Origin of the sequence: Streptomyces sp. TLI_185, assembly GCF_003814765.1 — a bacterium.
Lineage (GTDB): Bacteria > Actinomycetota > Actinomycetes > Streptomycetales > Streptomycetaceae > Streptomyces.
In genome coordinates this window covers 236,019-259,354 of sequence record NZ_RKRB01000002.1, presented here as the reverse complement: position 1 = coordinate 259,354, position 23,336 = coordinate 236,019, and the positions used below count along the sequence as shown (strand labels likewise).

The window sequence follows — 23,336 nt, the reverse complement described above, 5'->3', positions numbered from 1 at the left end:
TGAGATCGCACGCCGCCGCTGAGCATGCGTGCGGGAGGAAGCTGTGAAGACAACGAACCAACGCGCCGCCACCCTGGTCGAGCTCTTCGCCGACTCGGTGCGGCGCCACGGGGGACGGTCGGCTGTCGGAGACGGCACGACGACGCTCACCTACGAGGAGCTGGACCGCAGGTCGGACGCCGTGGGCGCGCTGCTCGCCAGCCACGGGGTGGGCGTCGAGGACCGGGTCGGGGTCTACCTGCCCCGCTCCGTCGACTTCGCCGTCGCGGTGCTCGGCGTCCTCAAGGCCGGAGCGGCCTACGTCGCGGTGGACCAGCGCTACCCCGACGCCCGCCGGGACCGGATGCTGCAGGACAGTGGCGCGAAGGTCGTCCTCAGCGACCAGGCGTCGGCCGGCTCGCTGACGGCGGTACCCGCCGAGGTCGTGCCGATCGGTGACTGGGCCGGGTTCGATGGCCAGGGCGCGGGCGCGGCACCGCTGCCGGAGAACGCGGCGAGCGTCCTGTTCACCTCGGGCTCCTCGGGCCGGCCGAAGGCGATTGTGCTGGAGCACCGGAACATCGTGTCGTTCGCGACCAACCCCGGCCTGCCGCAGCTCCACCCCGAGGACCGGACGGGGCAGATCTCCAACGTCTCCTTCGACGCTTTCCACTTCGAGATGTGGACCACCCTCGCGGCCGGTGCACAGATGGTCGTCCTGCCGCCGGCACCGGAACTGCTCGCCGCGGGCTTCCGGCGGCAGATGGAGGAGTACGGCGTCTCGGCGATGCTCGTGCCCACCATGGTGGTCAACCACGTCGTGCGGGAGGACCGGGACGCGTTCGCGTCGCTGCGGGTGCTCTGCGCCGGCGGTGACGTCCTCCAGCCCTCCGCCTGCCGCGACCTGTTCACGGGCCGCTTCCAGGGACAGCTCTACAACCTGTACGGGCCGGCCGAGACCACCACCGCCTGTACCGCGCACCTGGTGACCGAGTCGGATGTGCGGTCCGGCACGGTGCCGATCGGGACCGCGCTCGCCGGAGTGACGGTCCGGCTGCTCGACGCGGACCTGCGGGAGGTGCCCGCGGGCGAGCGCGGGGAGATCTTCGTCGGCGGCCCGGGCCTGGCCCGCGGCTACCTCGACCGCGCGGACCTCACCGCCGAGCGCTTCGTGACGGTCACCGTCGACGGCGCCCCGATGCCGATGTACCGGACCGGCGACCTGGCACAGCTGCGTGCGGACGGGGCGCTGCTGTTCATCGGCCGCGCCGACGACCAGGTGAAGATCCACGGCTACCGGGTGGAGCCCGGCGAGGTCGAGCAGTCGCTCCGGCACCACCCCGAGGTGCAGGACGCCGTCGTGCTCGCCGAGGGCGAGGGCGACGACCGCCGACTGGTCGCCTTCGTCGTGCTCGGCGAGGAATTGGACATCGCGGAGCTGCGCGCCCGGGTGGAGCGGGACCTGCCCGACTACATGGTGCCGAGCAGCTTCATCGTCCGGAGCGAGATCCCGTACACCCAGCACGGCAAGCGAGACAGCGCGGCCCTACGGGAGGCGCTGGCAGGGCACGACGCCCACGCCGCGGAAGACTTCGCGGAACCGCTCGGCGAGACCGAGCACTACGTGGCCGCCCTCTGGGCGGACCTGCTCGGCGTCGAACGGGTGGGCCGCGACCAGGACTTCTTCGCCCTGGGCGGGCACTCCATGCTCGCCTTCCGGATGAGCCACCGGATCAACCGCGAACTCGGCACCCGGCTCGCCTTCTCGGTCGTGCTGGACCACACCACCGTGCAGGGCCTGGCCGAGCAGCTCGACCTGGTACGGACGCCGGCGGCGGGCGAGTGAGCACGGCAGCCGACGTCGACCGCGCCCGCCGGGGCGCGGCCCCACCCGATCCGTACGCCTACGGCGAGCGGATAGAACTCGTGGTCGCCCACCACGCCCGGCTCCGTCCCGACGCCGTCGCGGTCCAGCAGGCCGAGGAGACGATCAGCTACGGCTCGCTCGTCGAACGGGCCGAGGCCGTCGCCGCGCAGCTGCGCCGCCGGGGCGTGCCCGTCGGCGCCCAGGTCGCGGTGGCGATGGACCGCTCGATCGACCTGGTGGCCACGCTGCTTGGCGTCCTGCGGGCCGGTGCCGCCTATGTGGCCGTCGACCCGCAGTGGCCCCGGCTCCGGATCGCGGACGCGGTGCGCGGAACGGACACCTGTCTCCTCGTCACCGACGAGGGCGAGCTCGCCGGGGAGGTGTGTGCCGGGACGGGCGTCCCTGCCATCACGCCGGGCGAGCTGTTCGCCGGCGACCCCGCCGCCGCACCCCCCGCGGAGACCGACGGCACGCGCACGGCGAGCGTCTTCTACACCTCGGGCTCCACCGGCCGGCCCAAGGGCGCGCTGTCGCCGCACCGCGGCACCCTCCGGACGGTCGTCGACTGTCCCGCGATCGCGGTCGGCGCCGACACCGTGTTCCTCCAGGCGTCACCGCTGCCGTGGGACGCGTTCTCGCTGGAGCTGTGGGCGCCGCTGCTCAACGGCGGCCGGAGCGTGCTGCTGGACCGCGGTGCCGCCGCCCTGGACGCGGAGCTCCTGAAGGCCGCCGTCCGCCGTGGCGTCAACAGCGTCTGGCTGACGAGTTCGCTGTTCGCCGCGCTGGCCGAGGACCGGCCCGATGTCTTCGAGGGGCTGCGCCTGGTGCTGACCGGCGGCGAGCGGGTCCCGGTGGCCGCCGCACGGCAGGTCCTCGCCGGCTTCCCGGAGCTGCACCTGGTCAACGGCTACGGTCCGGCGGAGTCGACGATCTTCGCCACCCACCACGTCGTCCGGCCGGGCGACGTGGCCGAGGGCAGCACCGAGATCCCCATCGGCACGCCCCTGCCGAGGACCGTGGTCCGGCTGCTGGACCCGGACGGCCGTCCCGGCGCCGCCACGGGCGAGTACGAGGGCGAGATCGCGGTCGGCGGCGACGGCGTCGCCCTCGGCTACGCCGGAGACCCGGAGGAGACCCGGCGGCGCTTCTTCGAGCTCGAGGGCGAGCGCTACTACCGCACCGGCGACCTCGCCCAGCGGGACGCGGACGGGCTGCTCCGCTACCGCGGACGCATCGACGACCAGATCAAGGTCCGCGGGATCCGCATCGAGCCCGGCGAGGTGGAGGCCGTCCTCGAGACGCACCCCTCGATCACGAAGGCCTGCGCCGTGGTGGTCGACTCGCCGTCGGGGAGCCGTCGGCACCTGCTGGCCGGGTACACCACCGCCGACCGGCGCCCCCTGGACCCGCCGGAGCTCAGGGCCTTCGCGGCGACCCGGCTGCTGGACGCCATGGTCCCCACGCTCCTCCACCACGTCGACCGGATGCCCCGCAACGCCAACGGCAAGACCGACCGCCGGGCGGTGGCCGCGCTGATCCAGGAGCACCTGGCCGCAGCCGACCCCGGCGGAGACGACCGGGCCGCAGGCGTCGGGGCGGTGGGCGAGGCCCCCGGCGGTCCGCTGGCGGAGGTGCGCGCACTCCTGGGCACGGCCCGGCTGACCGCCGCCGACGACCTCCTCGAAGCCGGGGCGAACTCCCTGGACGTCATCCGGCTGGCGGCCCAGCTGGGCCGACGGCTCGACGCCCGGTTGACCGCCGCCGACGTCTACCGGCTCCGTTCGGTCGAGGCGATCATCGCCTACTGCGCCGGTGCGGCGCGGGCCGACGAACTGCCGGAAGCAGTCGACGAGGAGAGCGACGGCCCGCTCTCCCACGCCCAACAGCGCTTCTGGCTCGCCGAGATGGCCTCGCCGGGAGCGGCGGACAACACCCTCGTGCTGGCCTACCTGCTCGCCGGTCCGCTCCGGCGGGACATCCTCGCCGAGGCACTCGCCGAGTGCCTGCGGTCGCACGCGGCACTGCGGACGGTCTACCTCTGGGGCGACGAGGGCCCGGTGCAGCGGATCCTGCCGCCCGAGCCGACTGGCAGAATCCTGGAAGAGGTCGAACCGCCGTCCGACGCCGTCGGGCGCGAACCGCAGGAACTCGCCGAGGCGCTCGTCGCCGACTGGTGGGACCGGCCGTTCGCGCTGGACTCGGAGATCCCGGTGCGGTTCAGGCTCTGCCGCATCGGTGACGAACGGCACCTGCTCTGCCTTCAGGTGCACCACATATCCTTCGACGGAACCTCGGAGCACGCCTTCGTGGCCAACCTGCGGGCCGCCTACGAAGCCCGCTGCGCCGGACGGCCCGTCCCCGCGCACGAAGGGCGGCTGAGCTACCGGCGCTACGCCGCCTGGGAGGCGCACCAGCTCGCCCACTGGGCCGACCGGGACCTCCCCTACTGGTCCGACCAACTGCGGCCAGCTCCCGAGCCGTTCCTGCCGGCGCCCACCGGTGGTGCCGCCGAGGCGGCCCGCCGGGAGCTCGCCACCCGCGTGGACGCCGAAACGGTGACAGCCCTGGCGGCGGTCTGCGCGGGTCTGGGCGGACCGGTCCTGACCGGACTCATGGCCGGGGCCGGGCTCGCCCTGGCACGGACCTTCGGGATCGCCGACCCGGCGCTCGGAACCGTGACGGCCGGCCGGTTCGACCCCGTCCCGGAGTCGACCGTCGGCTACTTCGTCAACCCGTTCGTCGTCCGCCTGGCGGCGAAGCCGGAAGAGGACGCGAGCACCGTACTCGCCCGTGCGGTGCGGCTGGTCGTGGACGGCCTCGACCACGCGCGCACGCCGTTCGACGACGTGGTGGGCGCACTGGCACCCGCCCGAGGGCGCCACCCCTTCTTCCAGACCTTCGTCGTCCTCCAACTGCCACCGCCGGCCGACGCTCTGGGCGCCGGTGTCGAGCTGACGCCCATACGGATCCGGCCGCCGCGCACCGCGATGGAGCTCGTGATCGAGGCGATTCCCGGCGCAGACGGCTCCTGGACGGTCGTCACGCAGTGGCGGGAGGACGGCGTCAGCGCCGACGCTGTCGCCCGTGTGGACGTGGAACTGCGTCGCTGCCTGGCCGAGATGGCGGGTCAGGCATGACCACCGACACCGGGTCCCGCGCCGGGCGATGGCTGTGCGGGTTCCACCCGGCACCGAGGCGTCCGACCTCGCGCCTGTTGATGCTGCCGCACGCCGGCGGCTCCGCCAGTTTCTACTTCCCGTTCTCGGAGGCGTTGTCCGGCGACGTGGATGTGCTGGTGGCGCAGTATCCAGGTCGGCAGGAACGCCACAGGGAGCCGTCGATCACCGACATCCGGGAGCTGGCGGTCGCGGTGCTCGCCGCGCTGACGGCGGACGGACTCGATGATGTGCCGCTGGCGCTGTTCGGACACAGCATGGGCGCTCTTGTCGCGTACGAGCTGGCCGGGCTCCTCGAAGAACGCGGTGTGCCGGTCGCGCGCCTGTTCGTCTCCGGGTGCCGTGGCGCAGCCGTGCCTGACGATCCGCGGCGGTTGCACGCCGCCGACGACGACGCCCTGATGGCCGAGTTGGCGGCAATGGGGGGAACCGACGTCGAGCTGCTCAGCCACCCGGACATCCGCCAGATGGTCCTACCGCCACTGCGCGCCGACTTACGTGCCGTGGAGACGTACAGCCACCGGCCCCGGCAACCCTTGCGCGTCCCGGTGACCGCGCTGATCGGTGATATGGACCCCCGGGTGCGGCCGGGCACTGCAGAGGCCTGGTCCGAGCTCACGCTTGGATCGTACGAACTGCGGATCTTCCACGGAGACCACTTCTTCCTCGTGGCGCCGGGGACGTTCGGCGAGGTGGTCAGCCTCCTGCGCGACCGGTTGACCGGACCGGGTCCATCGACCACTCACATCTCTCACGGTGAGGAAGAAGCACTATGATCACCCATTGGTGGCTCCATCAGCTGCCCCCGGTTTCCGGCGTCCTCAGGGCGGTCCTCTACGCGGGGCTGCTCGTACTCTGCATGAACCAGCAGCCCACGCCGCTGTTCGCGCCGAAGATCATGGCGAAGACCGAGTCGGCCTTCTACACTCCCGTCCTCGCGCTGCGCGTCCTGGGGATCCGATGGGTCCGCCCGGCGGTGCTCGTGGTGGTCAGGAATCTGACCATCGTCGCCTGGATCGCCGCGACGGCGGGCCTGCTGCAACCGGTCGCCGGGATCCTCACCTTCCTGGGCTTCGCGTTCCTGCACGCGGTGAACGCCGGTGCGCTGGGCGCCAACCACTCCAGCCACGCAGCCCTCTACACCCTGTTCGCCATGTGCTTCTCGGTGTCCTACGACTTCTCGCTCGACGGGCTGCTCGCCGACCACACCGCCTGGCCCCTGCTGGTGGCCCGCGACTCCGCGTTCACGTCGGGATTCGCCCCCTGCCTGCTGCTGGTGGCACTCGCCTACACCCTGTTCGCCGCCGGCGTCGCGAAGCTGCGCTTCGGCCGGCAGGGCTGGTTCGACGGCACCGCGCTGAACTTCTACCTCCGGATCTCCCAGCCGGCGGCACGCTGGCTGTGGCTGTCGCGGTTGATGATCTCCAAGCCGTGGCTGTGCCGGCTGGCCGCCTGGGGCACGCTGGTCGTCGAACTCGGCGCGGTGGCCGCCATTTTCAGCGGGCAGCTGCGCATGCCCATGGTCCTGGCGTGGATCGCCATGCACATCGTCATCCTCTGGGTCATGTTCCCGGCCTACTACATCCAGATGTGGTGCTACCTGCTGCTGTTCGACTGGCCCTGGCTGATCGAGCAGGTCACCGGCGACCGCCCGGCGACGCACGTCTTCACCTCCGACGGGCCGGTCGCCACGACCATGGCCGTCGTGGGCTGCGCGCTGACCGCCACGCTCCTCTACGTCCTGGTCGTCAGCTCGGAGCAGTGGCCGTTCACCAGCGTGCCGATGTACTCCAACGGCACCGCCGAGGCGGACCTGATCCCGCTGCCGGGCCGTGCCGAACTCCATGAGCGCGCCACCCGGGCGGCCCGGGGGCAGCACACCGCCTGGGGCCGCGCCTGGGTCGACGAGGAGTACCTGGAGGACATCTGGGCCCGTCCGGTGGACCCCGATGCCGAGCCGCAGCGCATGTTCCACCTGCTGATGAAGGAGGGCACTTCGACCTTCGTCCGCTGGTCGCAGTACGCCAAGGTGGTCCGCGAGCTCGCCATCGAGGACGTCCTCACGAAGCCGCCGAACAGCCCGGAGCATGCCGAGGACCAGGTCTACCCGGCCGCCGCGTTCCTGCGGCAGGTCGCCCCGCTGTTCCGCGCGGCGCTGCCGACCTGGGAGAAGTACGAGGCACTGGAGCTGGTGTGCCGCACCAGTTGCGGTGGTGTCCTGATCGGCCGCGCCGAACTGGCCGAGTCCCGAGTCGCGAGGTGAACGCGATGACCGCACCGCAGAGCATCAGCGAGATCGCGTCCGCCCCGGACGCGAAGTGGTACCCGCTGTCGTCGGCGCAGCTGACGATGTGGCTGGCTGTCCAGTCCGGCGACGCCCACGCCGCGTACACGGTTCCCGCCGTCTACCGGCTGGACGGCGAGCTGGACGTCGAGGCGCTCAAGGAGGCGTTCACCGAGCTGCTGCGGTGCCATGAGGCGCTGCGCACCGTGTTCGGCAGCGTGGACGGCGTGCCCCGGCAGCGGCCGGCCGCCGACGCGGAGCTGGACTGGACGTACCGGGTCGCCGCCCAGGGGACCGACCGGCTGATCGAGCACTTCGTGTCGCGCCCGTTCGACCTGGCCGCCGGGCGCCTGCTGCACGTGATGCTGGTGCAGGAGGCCGCCGACCGCCACGTCCTGGTCCTCGCGGCGCACCACATCGCGGTCGACGGATGGTCGTTGACCGTGCTCCTCGACCAGGCGCTGGACGCCTACCGGCGAGGTGTGCAGGGCGCCCCGCAGGAGGCCGAGGACGGTGCCCGGCTCCAGTACAAGGACTACGCGGTCTGGCAGCAGACCGTGCTCGACAGCGGCGCCCTGGACGCCTCCCGGGAGTACTGGCGACAGCGTTTCCAGGAGCCGGTCGAGCGGGTGGACCTGCCCGCCGACCGCCCCCGCCCGACGGTGCGCAGCCACCTCGGCGCGAACGCCACCCGCGTCCTGCGGCAGGAGACGGTGGCCGCCCTCAAGGACCTCTGCCGGCTGGAGCGGACCACGGCGTTCGCCGCGCTCAGCGCCGCACTGCGGGTGCTGGTGTACCGCTACAGCGGGCAGCGGGACATCGCCCTGGGCACCTCCGCCGTCAACCGGCCGCTGCCCGAGCTGTTCGACCAGGTCGGCTGCTACGTCAACAGCGTGGCGCTGCGCGATCCGGTGGCGCCCGGCGCGAGCTTCCGCGAGCTGCTGCTCAGCAGCCACCGGACCGTGCGCGGCGCCCTCGGCCACGCCGAGTACCCGTTCGACCGGGTGGTCCGTGACGCGGGCGCCGACACCGAAGCGGGGCGCAACGCGCTCTTCGACATCATGATCATGTCCGATGAGGGCTTCGGCGAGCCCGGCGAACAGGTGCCCGGCCTCGGAGTGCAGGCGGTCCGCGTCGGCAACGGCCACAGCAAGATGGACCTGACGCTGTTCTTCGCGGAGACGCCCGAAGGGCTGCTCGCCACCGTCGAGTACGCCGTCGAACTGTTCGACGCCGACCGCATCGAACGGCTGTTGCGCCACTTCGAGGTCCTGCTGGCGGACGCGGTGGCCAGGCCGGACGAGCCGGTGGAGGCCCTCGAACTGCTCGACGCCGCCGAGCGCGAGCTCGTCACGCACGGCTTCAACCGCACCGACGCACCGTACGACCTCGACACCACCGTCGTGCAGCTGTTCGAGGAGCAGGTCCGGCGCACCCCGGACGCCGTCGCGGTCGTCGACGAGCAACGGTCCTGGACGTTCGCCGAGCTCAACGCGCAGGCCAACCGACTGGCGTGGACGCTGCGCGACAAGTACGGCGTGGCGACCGGCTCCCTGGTGGCGCTGCGGCTGGCCCGGTCCGCCGACCTGACGGCGGCGGTCCTCGGCGTCCTGAAAGCCGGTGGCGCGTACCTGCCGCTGAGCACGACCGACCCCGACGACCGGGTCCGCCACGTCCTGGACGACAGCGGATGCGCCGTCGTGCTGCGGGTCGGGGACGCCGTGGACCCCGCGGACGCCGCGGACCCCCTCCTCACCGGCCGGACGCTGCTGGACCTGGCCGGGCCGCTGTCGGAGCGCACCGACGACCCGCCGCCCACCGCGGGGCCGGACGACCTCGCCTACTGCATCTACACCTCAGGGTCCACCGGGCTCCCCAAGGGCGCCCTGGTCGAGCACCGCTCCCTGGTCAACCGGCTGCACTGGATGGTCGAGGACCTGGGACTCGGCGAGGACGACGTCATCCTGCAGAAGACGCCGTACACCTTCGATGTCTCCGTCTGGGAACTGCTGCTGCCCGGGACGATCGGCGCCCGGCAGGTCATGCTCCCGCCCGGGGGAGAGTCCGACCCCGAGCTGATCCGGTCGACCATCCGCCGCCACGCGGTGACCGTGGTGCACTTCGTCCCGTCCATGCTCAGCCAGTACCTGAACTCCTGTCAGGACGGCTTCCCGGGAGTGCGGTTCTGCGTCTGCAGCGGCGAGGAGCTCGACAGCAGTCTCGCGCGGAGCTTCTTCGGCGCCGTCGGGGACGACGGTGCGCGACTGATCAACTACTACGGCCCGACCGAGGCGGCCGTGGACGTCACCACGCTGCACGTGGAACGCGACCGGCCGGTCACCCTCGGCCGTCCGGCGCCCAACAACCGCCTCTACGTCCTCGACGACAGCGGCCGGCCGTGCCCGATCGGCGTCACCGGTGAACTCTGCATCGGCGGGGCCCAGGTGGCCCGCGGCTACCTGAACCGCCCGGAGCTGACGGCGGAGCGGTTCGTCGCGGACCCGTTCGGCACCGGCCCGTTCGTCGCGGAGGGGGACGGCACCGGCCGGATGTACCGCACCGGTGACCTGGCCTGCTGGTTGCCCGACGGACAGCTGCGCTACCTGGGGCGGCGCGACAACCAGGTCAAGATCCGCGGCCAGCGCGTCGAGCTGGGCGAGATCGAACAGGCGCTGCGGGACGAACCCGGGATCGAGCGCGCCGTGGTCCTCCCCCGCGCGACCGGCGGGGAGACCGGGCTGCTCTACGCCTACCTGGAGGCCACCGGTTCGGCGCCCTCCAACGAGGCCCTGCGCGCGGCGCTGCTGCGCCGCCTGCCGACCCACATGGTGCCCTCCCACTTCCTGCGCGTCGACACCCTGCCGCTCACCGCCAACGGCAAGGTGGACCGCCGGGCGCTGTCCCGGCTCGGCGACGGGGAGCTGGCGACCGCGGAGCGGGTGGCGGCCGCCACCGAGACCGAGCGGGCGGTGGCCGGGATCTGGTCCGCACTGCTCGGCAGCGACGCCTTCGGAAGCACGGACGACTTCTTCGTGATCGGGGGCCACTCCCTGCTGGCCCTGCAACTGGCCAGCCGGGTCAACGAGCACTTCGGCCTCGACCTGCCGTCGGCCGCCTACTTCGCCCACCGCACCATCGCCGCCCAGGCCCGCCTGGTGGACGAGACGGCCCCGCGGACCCACACCGGTATAGCGGTGGTCGCCCGCACGGACGGCCACCCGCTGTCCTTCGCGCAGGAGCGGATGTGGTTCCTGTCCCAGCTCGACTCCGACAGCACCGCCTACCACATCCGTACGCTGGTGACCTTCCGCGGCCCGCTGGACGTCCCCGCCCTGCGCCTCGCGCTGGAGGACCTCGTCGCCCGGCACGAGCTGCTCCGCGTCACCTACGACGCGGCCGGCGGGACACCGACCCAGCGGGTCCGGGAAGGGCTGCCCCTGGCCTACGCCGAGCACGACCTGACCGCGTGCGATCCCGCGGAGCTGGACGAGGCCGTCGCACGGCTGGTGCAGACCGACGACATGATGCCCTTCCGGCTCACCGAGGAGGCACCGGTCCGGTTCGCCCTGTTCCGGACGGGCCCGTCCGAGCACCGGTTCCTGCTCACGCTCCACCACATCGCGGGTGACGGCTGGTCCATGCGGCTGCTGATGCGCGATCTCGCGGCCTTCTACGGGCGGCGGGCGGATCCGTCGCAGGCGCAGTCCGTGCCGGCGCCGTCGCGGGTCCAGTACATCGACTACGCCGCGGCCGTCCGGGAACGGGTGGCGAGCGGGGCGGTCGAGCCCGATCTGCAGTACTGGCTCGCCAAGCTCGCGGGCGCGCCCCAGCTCGAACTGCCGACGGACGTGCCGGAGCCCCAGGGCAGCGGCCGGGCCGACGGCCGCCTCGCGCGGAGCGTGCCCGTGGAGACCAGCGCGGCACTGCACAGACTCGCGGCGCAGACCTCGACGACCCCGTTCGAGATCGCCATGGCCGCGCTCAATCTGCTCCTGTCCCGGCTCAGCGGCCAGTCGGACGTGGTGGTCGGCTACCCGGTGGCCAACCGTGACGCCGTCGAGACGGAGAGCATCGTCGGCCTGTTCCTCAACACGCTCGTGCTGCGGACCGAGCTGGCCGGCGACTCGACCTTCCTCGACCTGCTCTCCCGGGTCAGCGCCGGGCTCCACGAGGGCTACGCGCACGAGGCCGCGCCATTCGAGCTGCTAGTGGAGCGACTCAACCCGGTGCGGCGCCTCGACCGCAGTCCCGTGTTCGACGTGCTGCTCAACTACCTCGGCCGGCTCCACGAGGAGGCGGTGATCGACGGCGTGGAGACGTTGTTCGACGACACCCTCTGGGAGCCCGAGGCCAAGCTGCCGTTCACGTTCTACGTCTCGGAGCGGGACGACGCCGCCCTGCACATCGAGCTCGTCTACCGCACCGACTCCTGCTCGGCGGCCCGCGCGGCGGCCATGCTGGGGCAGTTCAGCGCACTGCTGACCCAGGTCGTCGCCGCACCGAACCGCCCGCTGGACGCGTACTCCCTGGTCCTGCCCGGTGACGCCCATGCCGGTGCGGCCCTGGCGACGCCGATGCACGCGCCCGCGCAGCCGCCGGTGACCGAACTGATCGCGGCCCGGGCCACGATCGCACCGGACGCCACGGCCGTCAGCCACGGCGGCTCCGCCCTGACCTACCGGCAGCTGGTCGACCGCTCCGAGGAGCTCGCCCGGCACCTGGTCGCGGCGGGGTGCGGGCGGGGACAGGTGGTCGCGGTGACGGGGCCGCGGAGTCCGGGGTTCGTCGTGGCGATGCTGGCGGTGCTGCGCAGCGGCGCTGTGTTCTTCCCCGTGGACCCGGCGCTGCCGGCAGGGCGGCGTCAGCACCTGGTCGCCGTCGGCGCTCCGGTGTTCTGCGTCCGGGTCGAGGAGGCCGACGAGCCGCAGCCCGCCGTCATCGAGGGCATGCCGCAGACCACCGTGGACGCCGGTACCGGGCTGTCGCCGCTGGCGGGCCGCGAGGCGTCGCTCCCGGCCCCTGAGGTGGCGCTCCCGGCGGTGGACCCCGATTCCCCCGCGTACCTGTTCTTCACCTCGGGAACCACGGGCACGCCCCGCGGAGTCCTGGGCCGGCACGCCTCGTTGACCCACTTCCTGCGCTGGCAGAGCCAGGAGTTCGGTGTGACGTCGCAGGACCGGTGCGCTCAGCTGACCAGCTCCTCCTTCGATGTGATGCTCCGTGACACCCTCGTCGGCCTGGTCAGCGGCGGCACCACGGTGCTGCCCGGGCCCGAGGACGTGCTGGGCGGGAAGGCGGTGTTCTCCTGGCTGGTGAGGGAGCGGATCACGGTGCTGCACGCGGCACCGACGGTGCTCCAGTCATGGCTGCTGGACGCGCCGGCCGGTACCGGCCTGGGCGAGCTGCGGCTGGCCTTCCTGGCCGGCGAGCCGCTCAAGGCGGCGCTCGTCGAGCGGTTCCGGGAGGTCCTCCCCGACTCCGCCGAGGTGGTGAACCTCTACGGCCCGACCGAGACGACGATGGCGAAGTTCGCCTACCGCGTCCCGCGGAACGCCGCGCTGCCGCAGCTGCTGCCGGTGGGCTCGCCGCTGCCGCAGTGCCAGGCCGTCCTGACGCGCAACGGTGAGCTGTGCGGTGTGGGCGAGCTGGGGGAGATCCTCATCCGCACGCCGTTCCGGACCTTCGGCTACTTCGAGAACCCCGAGGCGAACGAGGCGGCCTTCCTGCCGAACCCGCAGCGCGCCGACGCGTCGGACCTGCTCTACCGGACCGGTGACCTGGGCCGGCTGCGCCCCGACGGGCTGCTGGAGGTCCGTGGCCGGATCGACGACCAGCTCAAGATCAACGGAGTGCGCCTGCACCCCGCCGAGATCGAGAGCGTCGCACTGGCACACCCGTCGGTGTCCGCGTGCGTCGTCGTGGCGCACCGCCGCAGCACGGAGGAGTACCACCTGGTGGCGTACGCCGTCCCTCGTGCGGGCGCCGATACGGACCGTCTGCCGTCGCAGCTGCGCTCGCACCTGGCCGAGCAGTTGCCGTCGGCCCTCGTCCCCGCCGAGTTCATCGTGATCGACGCGATTCCGACGACGGCAAACGGCAAGCAGGACCGGGCCGCCCTGCCGCTCCCGCGCTTCCTGTCCGACCAGGCCGTCTCCGCCACGCCACCGCGCTCCGCGACCGAGGAGCAGATCTGCGCGATCTGGCAGGACGTCCTCGGCGGCCCGGTCGCCGGGATCGACCAGAACTTCTTCGAACTCGGCGGCTCCTCGTTGAAGGTGCTGCGCCTGCACGCGCTGCTGAACGAGCACTTCTCCAGTGCGGTCCGGGTGGCACAGCTGTTCACCCACGCGACCGTCGCCGGTCAGGCCGAGCTGGTTGCCCCGCGCCAGGTCCGCCACGAGGAGAGCCTCCTCGGTGAAGGGGTCATCGTGCTGGATTTCTAGCCCCTCTTCCTGGAACCACGGAAAGTTCCGGCCGTGCGTGACGGGCTCCCGTCCCGCACGGCCGGACATCGGCGAATCGAACAGCACCGGCACGGCCGGCGTGATGGATGAAGGACGGATGATGACAGCGGTCAGCAACGGCTCCCCGTTGGTTGTATGGCATGTGGACGCACTTGATGACGCACGTGATGGAGCCCTCGACTGGGCCCGGCGCAACAGGCGGGAGTTGAGGTCGGCCGTCACGGAGCACGGCGCCGTGCTGGTGCGGGGCCTCGGGCTGGGCGACCCGGAGACCTTCGCCGCGGTCAGCAAGGCGCTCGCCGACACCGACGAACTGATGGTGGAACACGAGGGGTTCGCCCACCGCGACGAGGCCCCCGGACCGGTCTACTCCACCGCCAGCTGGGCCGACGACCAGACCATGTGCATGCACCACGAGTTGAGCTACGCCCGTGAGTTCCCCGCCATGCTCATCATGGGCTGCCTGACCGCCCCGGACCAGGGCGGCTGCACCGCCGTGGCCGACTCCAGCGCCGTGGTCGACGCGCTCCCCGCCGAGGTGGTGGACCGCCTGGAGACCGAGGGCTGGCTGCTCACCCGCAACTACAGCGACACGGTCGGGCTGCCCTGGGCGGAGGCCTTCGGCACCTCCTCCCGGGACGAGGTGGAACGGTACTGTCGCGAGGGGGGCATCGAGTTCGAGTGGCGAGGCGACGACCTGCGGACCTGGCACCGTCGACCCGCCCTCATCACCCACCCGGTCACGGGACGGCGGTCCTGGTTCAACCAGATCGCCTTCTTCTCCGAGTGGAGCCTCGATGAGGACGTCCGCGACTACCTCGTCTCGGTGCTCGGGCCCGACGGCCTCTCCTTCAACACCGGGTGGGGGAACGGCGAACCCTTCACCGCCGACCTCATCCAGGTGATCAACGACGCCTATGTGCGAGCGACCCGCCGCGAACCCTGGCAGGCGGGCGACCTGCTGATGGTGGACAACGTCCGTATGGCGCACAGCCGGGAGGCCTTCGAGGGCGACCGGCGCGTCCTGCTGGCCTTCGCGGACCCGCTGCGCGCCCGGCTCCCCGAGACCGCGCTCGGGATCTGACACCCGTGAGTCCCCCGGCCGCACTCGTGCCAAGCACCGTGTCCGCGGTGGATCCCTTTTCGAATGATATGGAGACCTTGTGGCTCAGCTGACTTCCAAACGACGCCTCGCCCTCGCCGTACCAGTCGTACTGTCGCTCACCGCCTCCCTGGGCTTCCTGCCCGGCGCGGCTTCGGCCGCCGCGGGCACCGCGCCCGCCGCCTCCGCCGCACAGGCCGCCGAGGGACCCGAACTGTCGTACGTGGTCAACACCAGGACGGACCGTCACACCCTCTCAGCGGTCCAGCGAGCCATATCCGCGGCGGGCGGCACGATCGTCGTGACGTACGACAAGATAGGTGTGATAGTCGTCCACTCCACGAACCCTGGCTTCGCCACCGCCCTGCGCGCGGTACCCGGAGTGCAGTCGGCGGGCGCCACACGTCACGCGCCGCTCCCGGCGCAGTCCACGACGGACGTCGGTACGCCGAAGGCGCTCACCGCCGACGAGGTCGCGCACGCCAAGGCCGCTGACGGGCAGGACCCGTTGGAGCCACTGCAGTGGGACCTGCCCGCCATCAAGGCGGACAAGGCACACGAGCGGACGCTCGGCAGCCGCCGTGTCACCGTGGCCGTCATCGACACCGGTGTGGACGACACCCACCCGGACATCGCGCCGAACTTCAACCGCGACGCGTCCGCCAACTGCGTGTCGGGCAAGCCGGACACCACCGAGGGCTCCTGGCGGCCGACCGCCGAGGAGAGCCCGCACGGCACCCATGTGGCGGGTGAGATCGCGGGCGCCAAGAACGGCATCGGTATCACCGGTGTGGCGCCCGGCGTGCGGGTCGCGGGCATCAAGGTGGCCACCACGGCCGGCTACATCTACACCGAGGCCGTGGTCTGCGGCTTCATGTGGGCGGCCGACCACCACGTCGATGTCACCAACAACAGCTATTACACTGACCCCTGGTACTTCAACTGCGCGAGCGACCCGGACCAGAAGGCTCTCGCGGAGGCCATCACCCGGGCGTCGCAGTACGCGGAGCGCAAGGGCACAGTCAATGTCGCGGCGGGCGGCAACGATGGCTACGACCTGGACGCCGCCTCCATCACCGACCCGGTCTCCCCCAACGACGGCACGCCCAGTGACCGGGTGATCGACCCGCACCAGTGCTTCGCCATCCCGACTCAGCTGCCGGGCGTGGTGACCGTCGCCTCGACCGGGGCGAAGGGCCTCAAGTCGTCGTTCTCCAACTACGGCCTCGGTGTCATCGACGTCGCCGCCCCCGGCGGTGACTCGACCGCCTACCAGGCCCCCGCCCCGCCCGCCACCAGCGGTAAGATCCTCGGCCCGTTGCCCGGCGGCAAGTGGGGATACATGTCGGGCACCTCGATGGCCACCCCGCATGTCGTCGGCGTGGCGGCCCTCATCAAGTCGACGCATCCGGACGCCTCCGCCGCCGTGGTGAAGGCCTTGCTGTACGCCGAGGCGGACGGGACGGCGTGCACCGACCCGTATGACATCGACGCGGACGGAAAGATCGACGCGGTGTGCAAGGGCTCGAAGAACCACAACGGGTTCTACGGGTGGGGCATCGTGAACGCGCTGAAGGCCGTGTCCTGGTGACCGTGCGGCTGCACGCGTAGGGCATGCGCGGGTCCGGTGCCGTCGGTGCCGGACCCGCGCCATGGTGACGCGTCGCACAGCGCACGGTGTGTTCAAGGGACATGGGTGTCGCCCGGGCGTGGGCGGCGCTGGGCGGGGACCCCGCAATGTTGTCGAGGTGCTGTCACGTTGACCGGTGGGTGAGATGATCTTCGGGTTGGTCGGGGGTGGGAGGGGCTCCCCGGCTGAATCCGCACCCCCAGCACATCGAGCTTGAGGAGCCCGAGGTCTTCGACGTCCTCCTTGTCGGCCTGCACCATCGGGTAGCCGGCCGGGGTCGGCTGCACCGGCAGCCTCTCCAGCAGGCTGGCGTTGGACAGGATCACCCCGCACGGGTGCATGGCGTAGCGGCGCGGCAGCGTGTCCAGGCCTTCGGCCAGCTCCCACAGCGATCCGAACGTGCCTGCCTGTGCAGCCAGTTGGCGCAGTTCCGGCAGTTCGAGCAGCGCGGTGCGGATCACCCACCACCTGCGGGGCAATCCGAGGGCGAGGCCGGTGTCGCGCAGGGCGTGCGGGCCCGGTAGGTCTCGGGCATGCCGGTGACCGCGACCCGCTCCGACCCGAACCGTTCGATGATCTTGTCGTAGACCTCCAGGCGGCGGGTGGATTCCACGTCCAGGTCGATGTCCGGCAGCGAGGTGCGGCGTTCGCTGAGGAACCGTTCGACGCCCGAGCCGCGCGCGGCGACCCGGATGCCCATGTCCCGCACGTCCGCGACGACCTGCGCGACGACCAGGAAGTAGGCCTCGTATCTCAGGCGGCCGATCACCTCCAGCTCGTACTCGAGCTGCCGCACGGACCGCTCGTCCGTATCCAGTCCGCGGGCGACCATCCCGGCCTCGCACCGCTGCCGCAGCAGGCGCAACGCAGAGCCGGCCTCCGGCCCGGCACCCACGACCTGCGGCTCGGGGAAGTGCGGCCGCCCCAAGCCCAGGTCGCGCCGGGCAGGGAGGCGCCGTAGCGGGCTTCGCCCTGCATAGTCGAAAGCTGCTGCTCCAGCATGGTGATCCGCCGCTGGAGCTGGTCAACATCGGCCGACGCTCCAAGCCCGGAATCCGCCCAAGTCTTCGCCCCGATCGACTGAGACAGCCGCTTTCGGTGCCCCAGGGCCTTGGGCGCAGCCGGGGCGACCGCGGCATGCGCCTGGTGCCGGTCTGATCGGTGACCGCAGCCGGAGCCTGTCCGGAGGGGAACTGTGTGGGCCATGGATCCCAAGGCGTTGTGCGAGTCGCTCGGCAAGAGCCTCGCACAACGCCTCGGGGTTCGAGTACGCGGAATGCTCCCACGCTGGCATGTTCCATCCGATGCACCACGGCGAGAGCAGTACCTCCGGGTGTGCGGTCATGGTGGGACTCTCCAAGGCTCGACGAACCGGACTCGCATGTGATCAGGGGCAGCGCAGCGGGATCAGTCGCTGACCACTCCTGTGGTCAGCGCAAGTGGGAAAGGCGGCGGCTCAGGTCGTAGGCCGTCTCAGGCCCGTAGGACGAGCGGCAGAGCGACAGCAACTCGTTGCCGTCCAGCTGGTATTCCTGAGGACCAGACGCGCACAGGACGTTCGCGGCCACTGCACAGCCGAGCTGGGCGGCCCGAGTCGAGGTGAGTCCCCAGGCGAGTGCCGCGAGGAAACCGGCGCGGAATCCGTCACCCACGCCGGTGGGGGCTTCGGCTTCGGTGACGGGCACGGCCGAAACCTCGATGGCACGCTCACCCTGTTGCTGAATCCGGCAGCCCTTCCTACCCAAGGTTGTTACCCAGGTGCTGACTCTGGCCAGTACGTCATCAGCCGTCCAGCCTGTCTTGATCAACAGCAGGGTGGCCTCGTATTCGTTCGTAAAGAGGTACTCGGCACCGGTGACCAGGTCTCTGATCGCGTCGCCCTGAAGCCGTGCGAGCTGCTGGGACGGATCTGCGGCGAAGGGCAATCCGGCCGTACGGCAGTCGTGGGTGTGCCGCAGCATCGCCTCCGGATCGTTTGCTCCGACCAGCACGAGATCCAGGCCTCCGACGTGCTGCGACACCGCGCCGAGATCGATGGCGGATGCCTCGCTCATCGCGCCGGCGTAGAAGGAGGCGATCTGGTTGCCGTCGTCATCCGTGGTGCAGAGGAACCGTGCGGTGTGCTGGGCCCGAGAGGTATGGAGCGAGTGCGTGTCCACCCCGTGTCGACGGAGCCATTCGTCGTACTCCTCGAAGTCGCGGCCCACCGCGCCGACCAGTACGGGCCGCAGGCCGAGCTGTCCGAGCCCGAAGGCGATGTTCGAGGCGACGCCGCCGCGGCGTACTTGGAGATCATCCACGAGAAAGGAGAGCGACACGTGATCGAGTTTGTCCGGCAGGATCTGGTCGACGAACCGTCCCTGGAAGCGCATCAGATGGTCGGTGGCGATCGAGCCGGTGACCGCTATGCGCACCTCACACCCCCGCGGCCTTGTGTAGCGCGTCCACGCGGTCCGTCCTCTCCCAGGTGAACTCGGGCAGCTCACGGCCGAAGTGGCCGTACGCCGCCGTCTGGGCGTAGATCGGGCGGAGCAGGTCGAGGTCGCGGATGATCGCGGCCGGGCGCAGGTCGAAGACCTCGTCGATGGCCTTCTCGATCTTCTCGTGGTCGATCTTGGCGGTGCCGAAGGTCTCGACGAACAGACCGACGGGCTCGGCCTTGCCGATCGCGTACGCGACCTGGACCTCGCAGCGGGAGGCGAGACCCGCGGCGACGACGTTCTTCGCCACCCAGCGCATCGCGTACGCAGCGGAGCGGTCGACCTTGGACGGGTCCTTGCCGGAGAAGGCGCCACCGCCGTGGCGGGCCATGCCGCCGTACGTGTCAATGATGATCTTGCGGCCGGTGAGGCCGGCGTCACCCATCGGGCCGCCGATCTCGAAGCGGCCGGTCGGGTTGACCAGGAGGCGGTAGCTGTCCGTGTCCAGCTTGATGCCGTCGTCCAGGAGCGACTTCAGCTCCGCCTCGACGACGAACTCGCGGATGTCGGGGGCGAGGAGCGACTCCAGGTCGATGTCGCTCGCGTGCTGCGAGGAGACGACCACGGTGTCGAGGCGGACGGCCTTGTCGCCGTCGTACTCGATGGTGACCTGCGTCTTGCCGTCGGGGCGCAGGTAGGGGATGGTGCCGTTCTTGCGGACCTCGGACAGGCGCTTCGACAGACGGTGCGCCAGGAAGATCGGCAGCGGCATCAGGGTCGGCGTCTCGTCGGTCGCGTAGCCGAACATCAGGCCCTGGTCGCCGGCGCCCTGGCGGTCCAGCTCGTCCTCGTCGCCCTCGACGCGGTTCTCGTACGCCGTGTCGACGCCCTGGGCGATGTCCGGGGACTGCGCGCCGATGGACACCGACACGCCGCAGGAGGCGCCGTCGAAGCCCTTCTTCGAGGAGTCGTAACCGATCTCGAGGATCTTGTTGCGGACGAGGGTCGCGATGTCCGCGTACGTCTTGGTGGTGACCTCGCCGGCCACATGGACCAGGCCGGTGGTGATCAGCGTCTCGACGGCGACCCGGGAGGTCGGGTCCTCGCGCAGAAGCGCGTCGAGAATGGTGTCGCTGATCTGGTCAGCGATCTTGTCGGGGTGACCCTCGGTCACGGACTCCGAGGTGAACAGGCGACGGGACATGCACTTCCTTCGGTGGCTCTGCGGAGTGACGAGGGCACGGCTACCGCCCCGACCTCGTCACTCCACCAGCGGACAGGGTGCGTCTCGAGGAACAGGTCGTCAGTTCAGCGGGTAGCGAGTTCTTGTGAGAGACGGTGCGCGTGGCTGTTGCGCCAGTAGACGCCGGTCCCGTCGATCTCGTTGATCGGCTCGGTGATCCCGTTTCGGTCTCGGTAGTCGTGCACCGCGTCGCGGCACGCCGGGATGGCGTAGTCGTCGATGATGACGAAGCCTCCCGGGGAAAGCCGTGGGAAGAGGTTTTCCAGGGCATCCGTGGTGGACTCGTACAGGTCGCCGTCCAACCTGATCACGGCCAGCGGGCCGGGCGGCGCCGTGGGCAGGGTGTCCTTGAACCAGCCCGGCAGGAACCGGACTTGATCGTCCAGCAGGCCGTAGCGTTCGAAGTTCGCCCGTACTTGGTCGACCGATACCGCGAGCACGCCGTTGTGCTCGTGCAACCGCATCTCCCGGTCGACCTCGTGGCTCTTGGGGCCCACTTCCGGCATGCCTTGGAAGGAGTCGGCGACCCAGACTCGGCGGGTGGTGTCGCCGTGTGCGCGCAGCACGGCTCGCATGAAGATCGAGGAACCACCGCGCCAGACACCGGTCTCGACGAGATCACCGGGCACTCGGTCGGCCAGCGCGGTCTCCACACAGTGCTGAAGGTTGTCCAGCCGCTTCAGCCCGACCATGGTGTGGGCAACGCTCGGCCAGTCGCGCCCGAGGAGCCTGGCGTCGACTCCGGCTTCGCCCTCGTACTCGAAGGTCTGGATCGCCGCGTCCCGGTAGATCAGGTTGGTCAGTACCCTCTTCATCAGGTCGAGGTACAGGTCGCGGGCATGTTCCGTCACTTGTTCGCCTCCTACTGGCCGGTCGGTCATACGTAGTCGATCTCACGGGGTGCGAAGAACGGGATCGTTCCCTCGGCATTGCGGCCCTTCTCCAGGACCGCGAGGTTGCGGTAGACGTGCAGGCCTACCAGGTCTCGGGCGGCGAATCCCGGATCGGTCGGCTCGGGCGCCGTCCACTCCTCGTAGTGCAGGTCGTCGAGGAGCGTCTTGAGCAGACCTATCGACGTGTCCCCGCCGGCCTGCGCCGTCGCCGCTCCCCCGTACCCGGGGCAGTAGGCGGTCCACAGGTCTTCGATGACGTAGAAGCCTCCGTTGCGGACAGCTGGGAAGAGCGCTTTGAACGCCGTCTGCTGATGCCGGGCGACGTGGCTGCCGTCGTCGATGACGATGTCGAACGGCCCGTGCTCCGCCGCGAGTCGGCGAAGGAACTCGGAGTCGTCCTGGCTACCCCGGAAGGTGTGGATCCGGTCCTCGTCCAGCCCGTGTTTCGGGAAGTAGTCGACACCGAAGACGTGGCCCTGGGGGAAGTAGGACCGCCACATCTTCAGAGATCCACCGCCTTCGGCGGGGTCCTGGTAACCGCCGATGCCGAGTTCGAGCACGCGGACGGGTTGGTAGCGCAGCCGTGCGAAGTGGTGCTCGTACAGGGGCGTGAACCAGTGCCACAGCCCCCATTTGTCGGAGGCGTAGCGCGCTGCAAGCTGCCCCAGATCGCCGGAGTGCGGGGTAGCAGCCCGGATGACGACGTCCACGGCGCGCATGTACGACTCGAAGATCCGGAATGGCTCGGTCTCGTCGGCATGCCGTACGAACCACTCGTCGTCTCGGTCGACCCGGAACCAGCCTGCTCCGGGGCCGGGCGGGGGCCCGTACACGCCACGGACCAGATCGGCGAGGTCGAAGGTCAGTCGAGCCGGGGCCGACTCGCTCACGTACTCGTCGATTTGGACCGACTCGCCCTTGCGCAGGACGAGGACACGCTCGGTCCGCTGGTCGCGGTGCTCCACGGCGAAGCCCACCCGTGCCTCGTCGGTGTTGTCCGGGGTGTCGCACCGGGTCAGCAGTTCGCGAATCAGGATCTGAGCGGCCATTTCGAGGCCGATCTGGTCGAGCGCAGCGAGCAGTTCTCGCTGCTGAAGGCCGGCTGTGGCCGGCAGGGCGGTCAGCGCTGCCGCTGTCGTAGTGGTCATGCCTCTCCGTAAGTTGTCGGGTGGCCCCAAACGTCGTGCAGGCGGGCGGCGACGGTGGCTGGGGGTGGAAGAGAGTGAATCTCGGCGGCGACGTCACGCGCGGCCTTCGAGAACGCCGGTTCGCTCAGCACTGAGGCAAGGGCCGTTCCGGCGGCCTCGTGAGTACTGATGCCGACTCCGCGTTCCTCGACGGCCCGGGCGTTGATGTGGTTGTCGGCCAGCGCTGGCATCACGAGTTGCGGTACGCCCGCGGCGAGAGCTGACATGGTGGTACCCGAGCCTCCGTGGTGCACGACGGCGGAGCATGTCGGGAGCAGTATGGACAGCGGGGTCCATTCCAGGGTCCGGACGTTGGGTGGGAGCGCGCCGAGCGCTGAGAGGTCGGCGTCTCCTGCTGCCAACAGGAAGTCCGTGTCGGACGCTGTTGCGACTTCGGGCAGCCAGGCGAGGGCGTCGACTCCGTGGGATCGCAGCAGCTGTGTGCCCGCCGTCACCAGGACGCGTGGCCGACCGGTCGTCGTGAGCGCCGCGTCGGGCACGAGCGCTCCCCCGTTGTAGGGAACGCTGCGCATGGTCATGCCTTCCGGGACTGTCGTCATGCTGGGTACTGCGATGTCGACGAACAGCGAGGTGGGGGGCACGCCTGATGAGCCGAACTGTTCCGCCAGGACGGTGCGCACGGCTTCCTGTATGCCGTTGCTGCGGGCGAAGCCGAGACCGTGTTCGATCAGGGGGATGTCCAGCTCTGCCGCCACCGCCCGTCCGGCACCCTGCCCATGGGTTGTCAGGACGGCGTCGGGTCGCCAGCGCCCTGCGACGGCACGGGTGGGCTCCAGCAGACGTGCCGCGACGTGCGCGAGCACGGGGGTGAGATCGGCCATCGACTCCATGGGTCTGCGGCTCAGTCCCGCGAAGAATGCGGCATCGATCGCCTGGAAATCGTCGAACAAGGTGGTCAGGGTCTCGCCAGGCAGTGCGTCGATCACGGGCAGCCCGGCTTCACTGACCCGGGTGGCGTCACCCGCGGTGACGACGAGTATTTCGTCCCCGAGAGCACGCAGCGCCCACAGCAGCGGTACCGCCGGAAACAGGTGACCCAGCGCGGGCGTTGCCACCACCATCACACGCAT

Annotated in this window: 12 protein-coding genes and 1 pseudogene; 7 read left to right on the top strand and 6 right to left on the bottom strand. The window is 70.7% G+C overall.

Annotated elements, in window-relative coordinates; genetic code table 11:
• Positions 1–43 precede the first annotated feature (43 nt).
• The 7 genes from EDD92_RS49540 (at position 44) to EDD92_RS49510 (ending at position 16,463) form a co-directional block, all read left to right on the top strand.
• Positions 44–1,825 carry a non-ribosomal peptide synthetase gene (locus EDD92_RS49540; protein WP_123971047.1) on the top strand — a complete coding sequence of 594 codons (1,782 nt, stop codon included), beginning with the start codon at positions 44–46 and terminating at the stop codon, positions 1,823–1,825.
• Positions 1,822–4,983 (top strand): non-ribosomal peptide synthetase, encoded by a 3,162-nt coding sequence (locus tag EDD92_RS49535; RefSeq protein ID WP_123971046.1) that lies wholly within the window; start codon positions 1,822–1,824, stop codon positions 4,981–4,983. The genes EDD92_RS49540 and EDD92_RS49535 overlap by 4 nt, the downstream gene beginning before the upstream one ends.
• Positions 4,980–5,798: a thioesterase II family protein gene (locus EDD92_RS49530; RefSeq protein WP_260327437.1), complete on the top strand. Its 819-nt coding sequence runs from the start codon at positions 4,980–4,982 to the stop codon at positions 5,796–5,798. The genes EDD92_RS49535 and EDD92_RS49530 overlap by 4 nt, the downstream gene beginning before the upstream one ends.
• Positions 5,795–7,285, top strand: a complete 1,491-nt coding sequence (locus EDD92_RS49525) for a hypothetical protein (protein WP_123971045.1) — start codon at positions 5,795–5,797, stop codon at positions 7,283–7,285. Before EDD92_RS49530 ends, EDD92_RS49525 begins: the two co-directional genes overlap by 4 nt.
• 5 nt (positions 7,286–7,290) lie before the next feature.
• Entirely contained in the window at positions 7,291–13,749 is a 6,459-nt protein-coding gene (locus EDD92_RS49520) for a non-ribosomal peptide synthetase (protein WP_123971044.1), read from the top strand.
• Positions 13,750–13,870: 121 nt separating this feature from the next.
• Positions 13,871–14,854 carry a TauD/TfdA family dioxygenase gene (locus EDD92_RS49515; protein WP_221268339.1) on the top strand — a complete coding sequence of 328 codons (984 nt, stop codon included), beginning with the start codon at positions 13,871–13,873 and terminating at the stop codon, positions 14,852–14,854.
• Positions 14,855–14,933: 79 nt separating this feature from the next.
• Complete coding sequence (locus EDD92_RS49510) at positions 14,934–16,463, top strand: S8 family serine peptidase (RefSeq protein WP_123971043.1); 1,530 nt, start codon at positions 14,934–14,936, stop codon at positions 16,461–16,463.
• A gap of 155 nt (positions 16,464–16,618) precedes the next feature.
• On the opposite strand, the pseudogene EDD92_RS49505 reads toward EDD92_RS49510, so the two are convergent.
• The 6 genes and pseudogenes from EDD92_RS49505 to EDD92_RS49480 form a co-directional block, all read right to left on the bottom strand.
• Positions 16,619–17,442: pseudogene (locus EDD92_RS49505) on the bottom strand (DNA polymerase III subunit alpha); the annotation flags it as partial.
• 490 nt (positions 17,443–17,932) lie between these two features.
• The gene (locus EDD92_RS49500; protein WP_123971042.1) at positions 17,933–18,916 is read right to left on the bottom strand and encodes a carbohydrate kinase family protein; all 984 of its coding nucleotides are present in this window, start codon (positions 18,914–18,916) and stop codon (positions 17,933–17,935) included.
• A gap of 1 nt (position 18,917) precedes the next feature.
• Positions 18,918–20,126, bottom strand: a complete 1,209-nt coding sequence (metK, locus tag EDD92_RS49495; RefSeq protein WP_123971041.1) for a methionine adenosyltransferase — start codon at positions 20,124–20,126, stop codon at positions 18,918–18,920.
• Positions 20,127–20,230: 104 nt separating this feature from the next.
• Entirely contained in the window at positions 20,231–21,016 is a 786-nt protein-coding gene (locus EDD92_RS49490) for a TylF/MycF family methyltransferase (RefSeq protein WP_260327436.1), read from the bottom strand.
• A gap of 26 nt (positions 21,017–21,042) precedes the next feature.
• Positions 21,043–22,206, bottom strand: coding sequence for a class I SAM-dependent methyltransferase (locus EDD92_RS49485; RefSeq protein WP_123971039.1), 1,164 nt, complete (start codon positions 22,204–22,206; stop codon positions 21,043–21,045).
• Positions 22,203–23,336, bottom strand: coding sequence for a nucleotide disphospho-sugar-binding domain-containing protein (locus tag EDD92_RS49480; protein WP_123971038.1), 1,134 nt, complete (start codon positions 23,334–23,336; stop codon positions 22,203–22,205). The genes EDD92_RS49485 and EDD92_RS49480 overlap by 4 nt, the downstream gene beginning before the upstream one ends.